This window comes from Sphingomonas tagetis, assembly GCF_024211275.1.
GTDB lineage: Bacteria > Pseudomonadota > Alphaproteobacteria > Sphingomonadales > Sphingomonadaceae > Sphingomonas > Sphingomonas tagetis.
On record NZ_JAMLDX010000022.1, the window covers coordinates 38618 to 51789 of the forward strand.

Below are 13172 nucleotides of genomic sequence, written 5' to 3' on the forward strand. Positions count from 1 at the left end.
ACCCAGGACCGCGACATGAAGCTGCCGAAATGACGGATCTCGAGCAGAAAGCAGGGCGTAACCTGACCGGTGGAAGGACACCGGCTTTCGAGATGCGCGGTACGCTCGCCGTCCTCACACTATTTGTATTTTTAAACTATCTCGATCGGTACGCGCTCTCGATCCTGCTTGAACCAATCAAGACGGACCTGCGCCTGTCGGACACGCAGATCGGCTTGCTGACTGGCGCGGCGTTCGCGCTGCTCTATTCAACCATGGCGCTGCCGGTGGCGCGGCTCGCGGAGCATGGGAACCGCATCTATGTGCTTGTCGGTGCTGTTCTGATCTGGAGTTCCGGTACGGCGTTGTGCGGTGTTGCCGGCGGCTTTGTCGGCTTGTTCCTCGCGCGGATGCTGGTGGGGCTGGGCGAGTCCGGCGCCATCGCGCCGGCGCAATCGATCATCGGTGATGGCGTGCCGTTGGCTCGACGCGGCAGCGCGCTCGCCATCCTAAGCACAGGAGGTGCGCTGGGCACCGCCTTGGCTCCGGCGATCGGCGGCGCGCTGGAGACGAAGTTCGGCTGGCGCGGGGCGTTTCTGGCGCTCGGCGCGATCGGGTTGCCGGTGGCTGTACTCGTGCTAGCGATGGCCAAGGATCCGCCGCGCGGGCATAGCGACGGGCTGAGTGGGTCGGCGAGCAGGCCGCCGCCGTTCATGGTCGCAATCAAGCGGCTGTTCGCGCGGCCATCCTTCGCCTTGCTCGTACCTGCCATGGTGGCAACCGGGCTTGCCGAATACAGCTTCTTTCTGTGGCTGCCTTCCTATTTTGCCCGGGCCTTCGGCGAAACGACCATTGCCATCGGGACTCAGCTGACCCTGTTTCAGGGCGTGCCGCTGCTTGCGGGCACGATGCTAGGTGGCGTGCTGTGCGATCGACTGATTCGGCGCGACATGCGCTGGATGGCGTGGCTGCCCGCGCTTGGCACGCTGGTCGCGGCGGCGTCCATGTGTTTGCTGTTTCTGCTGCGCAGCAAGGAGTTGGCACTGGCGATGCTGATCATACCGTCGATTGCATGCGGCCTCTACCTCGCCCCTGCTTACGCGATGATTCAGACATTGGCCGGCGCGCGGTCGCGCGCGACCGCGACGGCAGTTCTGACCTTTCTGGTCAATATCATCGGCCTCGGGCTGGGGCCCGTACTGATCGGTGGCATCAGCGACCTGTTGCATGCCCGCTTTGGCGATGATTCGCTGCGCTATGCCTTGTTCGTCGTGCCACCGCTCTACGTCATTTCAGGCCTCGCCTATCTTGCGGTGTCGCTCCGCTTTCGCGCGGGCCTGGCGAGTGTCGCACAGGAAAACGTCACACTTTCTGATGTGTCCGACACGTGAGAACGCGTTCAGCCACGACCGGCAAGCGCTCCGTGCCGAACATCGCAAATCACCAACTGAGGGTTGCTACGTCATTTGTAGCTGATCACTGTCGGTCCTCCGACCAGATAGCGATGCACGACGGGAGATCCGGCCCGCTTCACGACCCACGTTACCTGCGGATCGACGAGGACATTCGGTGCGCTGTGCGCGACGTGTGCGGTTACCGCTTGGAAGGACGAGGATCGAGTCACCCTCGACCCGGCCGCTCGCTGCGGCGCGTGATGCCGGAAGGAGTCCAGTGACCTTGTAGGTGCAACCAGAAACGAATTTTCCGACATGCCGCGTTCCGGCCGAGCGCGCTTGTCCGGCTGGCGCGTGAAGCACGGGCCAAAGGCGCTCTCGCGCGGCACCGTCAGCTTCCCGGCAGGCATATCATTCAATCCAGTTGTGCCACCCGCACCCAGTTCGGCAGCCAACAGCGCGCGCCAGCTCGTCTGGTGATAGCGCTGGCCGCCACGGCGGCGGGCAAGCATGGCGAGCACCAGATCGTCGAGCGAGCGCTTATCCCGCGACCGCGCCCGCACTGCGGCATCAAGCGTCTTGATGTAAACGAAGCCCTGACTTTAAGGCACTGACTGGGCCGCGCCACCCGCCCAGCTTTGTTCGTTGCTCTGTTTATACGGAACGTTGATCAAGGGACTAACATTTTAGGCATCGGTCATGATCCCGATTTCACGTGCGGCATCCACGACATCGATCAGACCCGCGCGAAGCGGCAACCGGATTTTGTAGAATGCGACCAAGCCCTCTCAGAAGAACGCGGTGGCGCCATTATCACCATCCAGCCCACCGAAGAAATGACGAACCATTTCATGCGTAGACATGATGCGCCGCGAGGCGTCGCTCATCGCGCCTAGCCATATTCGAGCATGACGCCACCATTCGAGGCGCCACCGCCATCCCGCGGGCGTGCATAAGGACGCACGAGCAGCGTATAGGGTCGCCTCGAAGGATCCGCGAAGAACTGCCGGAAGACATCGAAGGATCGGACCGACCAGGCACTTGCGCGCCCGGCGTCCAAGGGCGGCGAACCGATCCAATATGCGTTGAATGCCCATGCCGGATCATCGATGCCGTTGAGCTTGCCCGCCAGGAAGAAGGTCGGGTAGGCCTCCATCGGGGCGAAATCGCCGTCGAAGCCCGCCTCGCCACGCGTCGATAACGCGCGTGCACCCAGCATCGCGCGGTCAAGCCCCTACTCGAGTTGAGTCGTACCTTCGGCGCTTCGAGCGGGAGAAGCAGGAAGGAGAAATAGGCGCCGCCCGCGCCGCCCTCCGCGCCGCGCAGGTCAAAAGATGAAGCTTGGCTTGCGCGGAGCAAGCGCCGGCGTGACGAGGTCTTCATAAGCGCGCCTGGTCGGGCCGCGCGTCCGGCGCAGCTGCGTGAAGCTGCGCAGTTGCAAGGGCATACCGGGCGCCGGCGTATCAACTGCCAATCGCATTGGCAGGCTGCCCGCATCATTGCGAAACACGACATCGCTTTCGCGATAGGCTTGTCCCAACGTCAATGCGACACGCGCCGGAACTGAAACCAGAACTCGCCCAGGCTCGCCATCGAGTCCGACAAAGGTCTGCGATCCGAATGCGCGCGACCGCGCCACCTTCGATGACTGGCCCGAGCAGCGCCGTGACGCGCGGCGGTGCGCTTGCCGCCGCAGCGGCCGCAACCTTGGACACCGCTGCATCGGTGCCGGCGGTCATGGAGGTCAGGAGAGCAATTACGGCCCGGAGTTTCATGGCTGTTTCAGCAAATCCTCCGACAATTGACGCTACGCGTCGGCGAGTTCACAGTACACAGCTGTATTGCTAATTGTCTCTGCCCGAGAGGGTACGGTTACGAGGCAATGCGCGTTGTGGGGAGCAGGACGTGAACAGGCAGTCGAGCAGTTTCACTTTCACGTTGGCGCTGTGCTTTGCGCTCGCTGTGATCGAGGGCTTCGATTTGCAGTCGGCAGGCGTGGCTGCGCCGTTGATGGGACCAGCCTTCGGTCTGACGCCTCCGCAAATGGGATGGGTGTTCAGCGCTGCAATCATCGGGTTGACGCTGGGCGCGGTGACCGGCGGGCGGCTGTCCGACCAGTTCGGCCGAAAACCCTTACTGATTGGCTCGCTTCTGCTGTTCGGTACCTTCTCGTTGCTGACGGCTGCGTCGGTCGACGTGCCGATGCTGGTAGCGATGCGATTTCTCACCGGGCTGGGCCTCGGTGGCGCGTTTCCGATCCTCATCGCGATCGTGGCAGATGCCAGCCCGCCCTCGCGCTTGTCTGCTTCGGTCGCCACAGTCTATGCCGGGATGCCGACTGGCGGCGCGGCTGCGGCGGCACTGTCTTGGTCTGGACTCCACGCCGGGTGGGCGACCGTCTTCATTGTGGGCGGGATCGTGCCGTTACTCATGCTCGTGCCGGCGTTGATGTGGCGACCGGATCATCAGCCTCGGCCAGCGAGACGTTCGGGGACGAGCTTGAGCCGGGCGCTGTTCGCAAATGGCAGGGTCACGCGCACGCTGTTGCTATGGGCTGGGTCGTTCAGCGCATTGATCGTCCTGTACCTGCTGCTCAACTGGTTGCCATCGCTGCTGGTCGAGCGCGGGATCGGGCGGCAACAGGCGATGGCGATACAAATCATCTTCAATTTATGCGGTGCCGCCACAGCCTATCTTTGCGGCGTTGCGCTCGATCGGGTCGATCCACGTCGAGTCGCCTTGCTTGCCGGTGCCGCGACGATCGTCGCGTTGGGGATGCTGGCAGTCGCGCCGCCGTTCGGCCTGTATGCTGCTGCGGCGATCGCCGGCGGCGGGGTGATGGCGATCCAGTCGATTGTCTACGCTACCGCGCCCGTCTGCTATCCGCCCGATATACGCGGCCTGGGCGTCGGCGCGGTCGTCTCGGTCGGCCGCATGGGATCGATCCTGGGTCCTTTGCTTGCGGCCGGGCTCGTCGCGATCGGTGTCAGCGGCGCGATGGTGCTTGGGGCGCTGGTACCGATCGCCATTGTCAGCACGGTGGCACTGCATGCGCTATCCGCGCGTCGCCCATCCACTTAGCGCGCCGCGTCGGCAGCTGTACTGACTGGGCCGGATATCAACTGTGTTCGAGACGAGGGGGTAACATGCAGAGCCGGCAGATAGACGTAGCAGTGGCGCCCCAGGACGATGCGCATATGAGCCCGCAAGCGGCCTACTGGGCTCTGTTCGTGCTGACGGCAGTCTATGCGCTCAACATTGCCGACCGGTACATCCTCTCGACGCTGATCGAACCGATACGGCATGAGTTCCAGTTGTCCGACAGCGCCCTGGGGCTCGTAACCGGGGTGGGACTGGCCATCTTCTACGTCACGGCCGGAATCCCGCTGGGGGTGCTGGCTGACAAGGTCAATCGCCGTCGGATGATCCTGGCAGCGCTTACGGCCTGGTCGGTCATGACGGCACTCTGCGGAATGGCGCAGAATTTCTGGCATCTCTTGATCGCCCGCACCGGCGTCGGCGTCGGCGAAGCGGGCGGCACGCCGCCTTCGCAATCGCTGATGGCGGACTATTTTCCGCCCGAACGTCGCGCACTGGCCGCCTCGCTGTTCTCGCTGGGCGTGCCTATCGGATCGGCGGTAGGCGGCATTGTCGCAGCCAGCGTGGCTGAGGTTCATGGCTGGCGGTCAGCGTTGCTTGTCGCAGCTGCCATGAGCATCCCGGTGGTGCTGCTGGTTCTTACACTCAAGGAGCCGCGTCGCGGCCGATTCGATCCGCAGCCGACGACGGGAGACGCGCCGACTGGGGTGGGGCTCCGGACGACATTGCGGTTCATCCTGGGCAACAACGCTGTGTTTCATGTCATCGCCGGGGCGACCGTGGCGACATTTTCCGGCATGGGATTGGTCTGGTGGAGTCCGGCCTTCCTCGCGCGCTCTCACGGGATGAGCGTAGGGGACGCGGGCGTTCAGATCGGCCTGATGAACGGCATCGGCGGAACCATCGCCATGCTGGCGAGCGCGGCCTTTATGATCGTGCTGGCTCGACGTCCCACTGCGGCGCTCGCGACCTTCCTGGCAGTCATCACCGGTATGATCACGATCCCCGCCGTGACGGCGCATGCCGTGTCGGACAGGCAGATCGCGCTGATTAATCTCTGGCTGCTGATCGCACTTGCAAACATCTATATCGGGCCGACGCTCGCGCTGTTGAACAATCTGTTCCCGCCGACGATGCGCGCGACCGCGGTAGCGATCGTATTGTTCACCGCCAACATCGCCAATCTTGTGATCGCGCCGCAAGGCATAGGCTTTCTCTCCGATCGCTTGCGTCCACTGCTAGCCGATCCCGAGTCCTCGCTGCGATACGCGCTCTTGGCATGTGCGTTCACCGGAATATGGGGAGCAATTCATTTCATGTTGGCTGCACGCGCGCTTCGAGAGCGGGGCTAAGTCGCGCGGTGCAGGCGCGGTTATCGACAAATTTCGAGTATTGCAATACATATCTGTCTTGACAATACAGTAGTGTATCGTAGCGTTGCTCATCTGAGGGCGCGATGCTCGTCATTCCAGGCAGCATTGCTTCCTCGGGGAGGGAGCGAGACATGCAGAGCATTTTCAAGGTTGCGGTGATGGCGTCCACGGCGCCAATCATGACCCTGTCGTCGGGCGCGTTCGCGCAGGAAAGCGCGCCAAGCCGCATTCCGGCCGATGAGGAGATCGTCGTGACCGCGCAAAAACGCGAGCAGCGGCTGCTCGACGTGCCGGTCGCCGTCAGTGCCGTTGCCGCAGAAGATCTGATCGACCAGAACCTCGTGTCGATCCGCGATTTTTACACGCGCGTCCCGGGCATCCAGTTGTCAGGCAATACCACTCAGGACATTTCGCTGCGCGGGATCAACGCGGGTGGGGGCACCAATCCGACCGTTGCGATCCTGATCGACGACGTGCAGTTCGGGTCGTCCACCTACCTTGGGCGCCCGCCAATTCCGGACCTGGACCCAGCAACCCTCCAGCGGGTCGAAGTGCTTCGAGGTCCGCAGGGAACCTTGTACGGCGCCTCGAGCCTCGGCGGCCTGATCAAATATGTGACGCGCGATCCAAGCTCGACCGAATGGTCGGGCCGTGCGGAGATCGGCGTTAGTTCGGTCGCCGATGGCGGTGAGGGTTGGTCGGCGCGGGGCGCGCTGAACGTCCCGATCCTCGCTGATCGCATTGGCGCCAGCATCAGTGCCTACTATCGCGACGACCCACGCTATATCGACAGCATCACGCCGGCGGGTACGACTGTGCCCGACGCCAATCGTAACGTCGTTTGGGGCGGCCGTGCCGCAGTGACTATCAGCCCCGTGGAATCGCTGACGCTGACGGGGTCGGCGCTGATCCAGCGCCGTGAATATGCTGGCTCGGCAGCGGTGGCGGTCTGCGCCGGATGCAGCGTCGCGGTCGGCAGCAGCACACCCGTCGTGTTCGACCCACGCACGGTGCCCAACGTTCGCACGGTGCGTTCCGCGGTCGTTCCGGGCACGGACAAGCAGGAACTTTACACCGCGCGCGCCACGCTCGACCTCGGCGATATCGACCTGGTTTCAATCAGTGCCTGGGGTCACAGCGAGCAGTTGAACACGACTGACTCGACATCGCGATTTGGACCGCCCCTGCTGGAAAATCCAGCGTTCGGCTCGCCCTATCCGGCGGGCGGCACGTATCTGTTCGGTCAGCCAATCGTCACTTACAAGTTCACGCAGGAACTGCGGCTTCAAGGCGTGAGCGCATTTGCCGATTATCTGGTTGGTGCCTTCTACACCAACGAGCGTTCGCTGATCCAGCAGACGATCGATCGCACGGGTGCAGCACCCAATGTGCGCATCTATGACGGCAACAACGCTTCGACCTATGGGGAGAAGGCGGTATTCGGCGATGTCACGCTACATCTTGGCGAGAAATTCGACCTGCAATTGGGGGGACGTTACGCTGCGAACGAGCAGACCTATCGTGTGAGCAGCACCATCGCAGCACCGGCGCAGCCAATTTTCGGTCCTGGCGAGGACCGGCTCTTCACTTCAAAGGAGGATGCAATCACCTGGCTGGTCACGCCGACCTTCCGTCTGGCACCTGACATGATGCTGTTCGCGCGCGTCGCATCAGGCTATCGTCCAGGCGGGCCGAACACGCAAACGCCGGGCGCATTGCCGACATTCGGCGCCGATACAGTGATCAACTATGAACTCGGGTTCAAAGGGCAGTTCGCCGACCACCGCGTGACAATCGACGCATCGGTGTTCCAGATCGACTGGAAGGACATTCAGCTCCAGAACACGGCCTTGCCCTCACAGTTCGTGTTCTTCGTAAACGGCAAGAAGGCGCGCAGTCGTGGCATCGAGTTCACTGGCAGCGTTCGGCCGTGGGAAGGCATGACGATTGATGCCAACGCGACGTTGCTGGATGCCGCGCTCACACAGACGCTGGATCGAACCACGACGACGGCACCGATTGTCCAGCGCCTGAGGGGCACGGACGGCGATCGGCTGCCCTATTCGGCAAAGTTCACCGGCAATATCGGTGCCCAACAGAGTTTCGCAATCGGTGCGGACGCCGAGGGGTCGCTGGGCTTCAACGTCAACCATGTCGGGGACCGCTACGCCTTGTTCAATCAGGACGCTGCCACGGCCCGCATCCCACGTGTGCGCATCCCCGCCTACACGACGGTCGATCTTCGAGCGAGCCTGACCTTGAGCAAGATGTGGAAGCTGAATGCCTTTGTTCAGAACCTGTTCGATCAAGCCGGGATTACCAGCGTCGATACGCGCAACGGGACTCAGCTGCCGCTGGCGGTGTTCAGCCGCCCGCGCACGATCGGCCTGAATGCGAGCGTTACGTTCTGAACGAAGCTGATCGAAGAGACGCACCCTGAGGTCCGTTCTCCAGGCGCCTGATTCGAACGCAAACGGCCACGATCTACCGATCGTGGCCGTTCTTTTGGGGCGGCGTCATGCTATCGCTCGCTGTGCGCCGCTTTCATGCGCGCCGATGGCTGTTCAGTGCCGCGCCGGATGAAGGTCAGGAACACGCGCAGATGCTCGGTCGCATGCGTGTTCTCGATGCCATGCGAGACCTCAAGCGGCGTGTGGACATGATCGCCCTTAACAACCGGCACTTGCTCACCGTCGATCTCCATACGGCCCTGACCGCTGATGATGTAATAATATTCGTCGAACGAGCCTTCCTTGTTGCGGTCGTCGAGATAATGCGTGTGCGTGCCCTCGCTGGCCCCGGGCGGCAAGTCGTAGATGATGAAATGGGCAGGCGCTGGCGCGCCGTCGAAGCCAAAGAACCTGATCTTGCTTGTGCCAGAGCCATCGTGCAGGCCCACGATCTCGCGCATGCCGTCCGCTTCCGACATCTTGGCATAGGTCGGCTTTCTGGACACGGTCGGCACTCCCTTGTCGAGCAGGCGCTGAGCAGCCGACGCCTGCTGGCTCGCCATCGCGAAGCACGTGCCGGCGGCAACGAGCGCGCTCCGCCGGGTAAGCGGCGCCAACGCGCCTGGCTGATCGGTCATCAATATCGGACTCCGTCGCGAATTGTCGGTGTCGCCATCGCGTTCAGCAGCAAAGGAGGCGCGGCGCATCCACCGGAATGGCGGTGCTGGATGGCGCGCGGCCGGCCACGAACGACCGTACGTCGTTCGCGAAAGCCTTCAGTCCGGCAGGCGATGAATACAGAGCATGCCCGCCGGGATAATAGGTAAGGACGACCTGCTCGCGAGGTGCATCCATCTGCGCGAAGAGAGATTGCGCGCTTCCGACGGAACTCGTCGTGTCGTATACGCCCATGGGCACCATGACGCGCAGCTTCGGTTGCGCACGCAGCTGCTGCGACAAGACGAGGTCAAGCCCCGGCGCCGGCGGCTGGATGTAGGTCCAGGTATCTTCATAGCCATAGGGATCAGGCACGATGGTACGATAGCTGGGCAGCCCTGTCGCGCGCAGTTCGCCGGTGGCGTAACGCTCCATCGTGGCGGTAAGGCCTGCCAGTATCGCGTCCCAGTCTCGCTCACGATCGATCCGCTTCTCGTTTGCGGGCTCGGTGTCCCGGCCGTCGAACTGGTCAAGCGCCTTGCCCTCTGCGCGGAGCAACTCGGCGCGGACATTCGGCGCACGTAGGCCGTTGCCAAGATAGTAGCTGGCCGGGATGCCCGTCAATTCGGCCAGTCGCGAGGCGATTCGCTGGCGGGCGAGATCGTCCAGCCTGTTGCCCAGCAGCATCGCCTCGGCATATTCGGTACGAGTGAATTTCGCGGCGCGTTCGATTGCCTGCGCCAGCGTCTGGGACTTGTTGTCGATCTTGCCATGATACCAGGCGAGCCCGGCGGCATCCTGGATCCGGCCATGATTGCGCAGCGGGTCGGGGAGGCGGGGGATGACCCCGGCCCCGGATGGACCGTTATAGTTGAGCGCTTGGGAGATCAGGATCAGGCCGGCGAGGTTGACCGGCGTGTCGGCCCTGGCCAAGTCGCGTGCGAGCGCAACGGCGCGATGCCCGCCATAGCTTTCGCCGGCGATATAGACCGGCGAGTTAAGCCGCCGATGCGTAGTCAACCAATGCAGGATGAATTGCCCTACGGCGTAGGAGTCGCCATCCACGGATCGGAACAGCTTGGGATCAGTGCCAGGCAGGGGTCTCCCGAACCCCGTTTCAGGCGGGTCGATGATGACTATATCGGTGGCGTCAAGCGGCGAGTCCGGATTGTCGATCAGCGGAACGCTCACATCGGCAAGCGCGGAGGTATCGAACCGGGCCATGCGCTTGGGTCCGAAAGCGCCGAACATGAGCATGTTCGACGCGCCACCCGGGCCCCCATTGAATACGAAGGTGACTGGACGTTGCGCGTCCTCTCTCGACTTGGCGATGAAGGATGTCGTGAACATCGAAGATGCCGGGACGCCACTCGGGTCCGCCAGGATCGTTTCCGCGAGAATCGCTTGGTAGCGAACGATCTCACCGTTGAACCGGCCGACCCGCTCACGAACAAAACGCCTGCCAGACTTGGCCGAATTGGTGATTGGGAGCCAGGTCGACTTGGCTGGTGCCTGTGCTGCCGGAGCAGTTTGCCCGATCGCGTCGCCAGCGGGTGCGCCAGCCAGCAATAGTATCGGCAAAATGTTTGCAAGTCGCTTCACGTGACACTCCTTGGACCTGTTGGAGGCGGGCTGGCGGCCATACCTCCGCTGCCCCGCTGCGCGGATCGGACACTTTGAATACAGCAGTGTATCTCACCTTCCAATGGGCGCAAGGGGTGCTATAACTCAATGCCGAGCGCCGGGCGGGCCGCAGACGTTGAATCGTGGGGCAGGCCATGCAAGATGGCGTCGCCGACCCAATTGATGAGGATGGGATTTGCCGAACGCCGCTGAACGAGTTGATTCCGGCAGCGATATGCTGGCCGAGCGGGATGCCGAAACGCTGTCGACCCGCGACTGGATCAATGCCGCGAAAGCATTGCTGATACGCGAAGGCATCGACGCGGTGAAAGTGGATCGCATCGCCCGGATGTGCGGTGTGACGCGCGGCGGCTTCTACTGGCGGTTCCGCAATCGAGCGGAACTGCTCGACGAACTGCTCAACGAGTGGGTGCAGACCAACACGACCCCGTTGCTGGATGCGCTGAACAGCACCGGCACGCCAGCCGAGCGGTTCGAACGCGTCGCGTCGCTGTGGCTCGAAGAAACGCAGTTCGACCCTCGCTTCGACACGGCTGTGCGGGGCTGGGCGGTACATGATGCACGCGCCGCCGATGTGGTACGCCGGATAGACCAGCAGCGCGTGGACGCGTTTGTGGCGTTGTTCCTTGATGCCGGCTACGATCCGACCATCGCTCTCGTTCGTGCACGCACGACCTATTTTTTGCAGGTCGGCTATTATGCCCTGGCACTGGACGAGACTCGCGAGGCACGTCGCAAGCTGCGGAGAGCCTATAGCTATGTGCTCACTGGCTTTGCCGAATTCGCCGATCCCGAAGGCGACTAAGAACGATCAGCGCCAGCAAGCCTGCGCCACGCGCAGGAAATTGCCGCCCAACACGCCTCGGACAACGGAATCGTCATATCCCCGGAGCAGCATCTCTTCGATCAGGTCGGCAAGCTGCGCCGGCGACACGAACTCTGGGTGGAAGTCGAAATAGCCCTGATCCGCCGGCCAGAATTGCGGATTGTTCGCCACGAGCTCGCCGAGGTCACCCGCATCGACCGGAAAGCCATAGTCGAGGCCGAGACCGACATGATCAGGGCCGGCGAGGTCGATCAGGTAATCGATGTGATCGGCGAACCGCTTGATGTCAGGTCCCTCGCTGCCAATGAACAGCGTCACCCCGACCGCGCCAATGACGCCGCCAGTTGCCGCGCACGCAAGGATCTGCTCGTCCACTATGTTGCGCTGGTGATCATGAACCGCGCGAGGATTTGAGTGGGAGAAGATCACGGGCGCGCTGCTTCGCGCCATCGCTTCCATGCTGGTACGATAACTGCAGTGGCTGACGTCGACCGTGATGCCGACGCGGTTCATCTCGTCGATCACAGCCAATCCGAACGGAGTGAGGCCAGTATCATCGGCATGGCAGCCGCCACCCGCGGCGTTGTCGCGGTTATACGCGAACAGCATTTGCCGAACGCCCAGCGCATGATAGAATTCGACCATTTCGATACGGCCGTCCAGTGCGGCCATGCCTTCGAGATCGAAGGCGACCGCCATGCGACCGGTTTCGCGCGCCAAGGCCAAGTCCTCCACGCGACCGACGAGCAGATATTCGTCCTCGTGTCGACGCAACCAGTGGCGAAACGACGCGATCGTCGCCACCGTGTCCTGCCACGGCATCAGGTCGAATCCGATATTGACAGATAGGAAATCGACACCGGCGTTGCGCCAGATCGACAGGTTGGCAAGATCGGCGCGCGGATCAGGCATGAACCCGGAATGCGTGTCCCACACGAACGACGTGCGCAGCAGTTCCGGCACGATCAGGCTGGTTTGGGCGTTCACGAATGCTCTCCTCGGTGCAGCGAGGATACACACATGTCTTGACGTGCCAACAGGAAACTTGCCTGAATGGCGGCAAGCTGGGCGTGGACGCTGACGGCACGCGCGAGGCGCCCGACACATCAACGTAATTAGCCCATTGCCCTGCTTCGGGGCTGCGTGAATGCGAGGGACGCGGACGTTTCGACGAGTAGCGATGATGGCGGCGCTTGCGTGCGTAAGCGGGCCGGGCGCGGCTTCAGGCGAATCTGATTACGGGGCGCCGCCTGCTGTCAAGTCGGTCCATTCCGGCCCAATCGCAGGACGCGAGACAAGCTATCAGGCCGAAATTGGGCGGATTGCCATTCGCGACGGGGAAAACCGGCGCGCCGCATGGCCATATGGGCTATATCGCCTATCGCATTCCCTCACGCATGCCGCGCCCGGTAATTTTCGTATGAAATGGCGGACCCGATGCAAACTCTTCGACATTGCACTTCGAAGTTGCCGGCCCTCTGCCCGGACATGGAGAGGGGCTGGTTGCCAATCGGGAGACCTGGCTCGCCTACCCTAATCTGGTATTCGTCGATCCGATCGGCACCGGCTTTAGTCGGCCCACAAGCGGGAATATGCTGCCGAATTCTGCAACACGGTTGGCGATGTCGCTTCGGTAGCGGAGTTCGTCCGCGCATGGCGCCACCTCAACGACGCGGCCGACACGCCAGTGTTCCGCGCCGGGGAGAGCTGGGGTGGGGGCCGGGCGGCGAGCGTCGGTCATCGTCTGCTT

The 13172-nt window shown here is 62.7% G+C and carries 11 protein-coding genes and 1 pseudogene; 6 read left to right on the top strand and 6 right to left on the bottom strand.

Going from position 1 to position 13172, the window contains the following annotated elements; genetic code table 11:
* Window positions 1-29 precede the first annotated feature (29 nt).
* Window positions 30-1370: a spinster family MFS transporter gene (locus M9978_RS20165; RefSeq protein ID WP_254296384.1), complete on the top strand. Its 1341-nt coding sequence runs from the start codon at window positions 30-32 to the stop codon at window positions 1368-1370.
* 71 nt (window positions 1371-1441) lie between these two features.
* Here M9978_RS20165 and M9978_RS20170 read toward each other — a convergent pair whose 3' ends face one another.
* From M9978_RS20170 to M9978_RS20180, 3 genes are all read right to left on the bottom strand, one after another.
* Window positions 1442-1936: a hypothetical protein gene (locus M9978_RS20170; protein WP_254296386.1), complete on the bottom strand. Its 495-nt coding sequence runs from the start codon at window positions 1934-1936 to the stop codon at window positions 1442-1444.
* Between the two features lie 329 nt (window positions 1937-2265).
* A complete protein-coding gene (locus M9978_RS20175; protein WP_254296388.1) occupies window positions 2266-2592 on the bottom strand; it encodes a hypothetical protein in 327 nt (108 codons plus the stop codon).
* 108 nt (window positions 2593-2700) lie between these two features.
* On the bottom strand, window positions 2701-2913 hold the full coding sequence (locus M9978_RS20180) for a hypothetical protein (protein ID WP_254296390.1): 213 nt from the start codon (window positions 2911-2913) through the stop codon (window positions 2701-2703).
* A gap of 365 nt (window positions 2914-3278) precedes the next feature.
* On the opposite strand from M9978_RS20180, the gene M9978_RS20185 reads away from it, so the two are divergent.
* The 3 genes from M9978_RS20185 (at window position 3279) to M9978_RS20195 (ending at window position 8256) form a co-directional block, all read left to right on the top strand.
* Complete coding sequence (locus M9978_RS20185; RefSeq protein WP_254296392.1) at window positions 3279-4454, top strand: MFS transporter; 1176 nt, start codon at window positions 3279-3281, stop codon at window positions 4452-4454.
* Between the two features lie 65 nt (window positions 4455-4519).
* Window positions 4520-5824 (top strand): spinster family MFS transporter, encoded by a 1305-nt coding sequence (locus M9978_RS20190; RefSeq protein ID WP_254296394.1) that lies wholly within the window; start codon window positions 4520-4522, stop codon window positions 5822-5824.
* Window positions 5825-5928: 104 nt separating this feature from the next.
* Window positions 5929-8256, top strand: a complete 2328-nt coding sequence (locus tag M9978_RS20195; protein WP_254296396.1) for a TonB-dependent receptor — start codon at window positions 5929-5931, stop codon at window positions 8254-8256.
* A 110-nt stretch (window positions 8257-8366) separates the two neighbouring features.
* Here the strand turns inward: M9978_RS20195 and M9978_RS20200 are convergent, their stop codons facing one another.
* Window positions 8367-8933: a cupin domain-containing protein gene (locus M9978_RS20200; RefSeq protein ID WP_254296398.1), complete on the bottom strand. Its 567-nt coding sequence runs from the start codon at window positions 8931-8933 to the stop codon at window positions 8367-8369.
* 43 nt (window positions 8934-8976) lie between these two features.
* A complete protein-coding gene (locus M9978_RS20205; protein ID WP_254296400.1) occupies window positions 8977-10554 on the bottom strand; it encodes a S10 family serine carboxypeptidase-like protein in 1578 nt (525 codons plus the stop codon).
* Window positions 10555-10771: 217 nt separating this feature from the next.
* Here M9978_RS20205 and M9978_RS20210 point away from each other — a divergent pair, with 217 nt between their 5' ends.
* Entirely contained in the window at window positions 10772-11401 is a 630-nt protein-coding gene (locus M9978_RS20210; RefSeq protein WP_254296402.1) for a TetR/AcrR family transcriptional regulator, read from the top strand.
* 6 nt (window positions 11402-11407) lie between these two features.
* Here the strand turns inward: M9978_RS20210 and M9978_RS20215 are convergent, their stop codons facing one another.
* On the bottom strand, window positions 11408-12409 hold the full coding sequence (locus M9978_RS20215) for a dipeptidase (protein WP_254296404.1): 1002 nt from the start codon (window positions 12407-12409) through the stop codon (window positions 11408-11410).
* A gap of 449 nt (window positions 12410-12858) precedes the next feature.
* Here M9978_RS20215 and M9978_RS23475 point away from each other — a divergent pair.
* A pseudogene (locus M9978_RS23475) lies at window positions 12859-13059 on the top strand (hypothetical protein); the annotation flags it as partial.
* Between the last annotated feature and the right edge of the window lie 113 nt (window positions 13060-13172).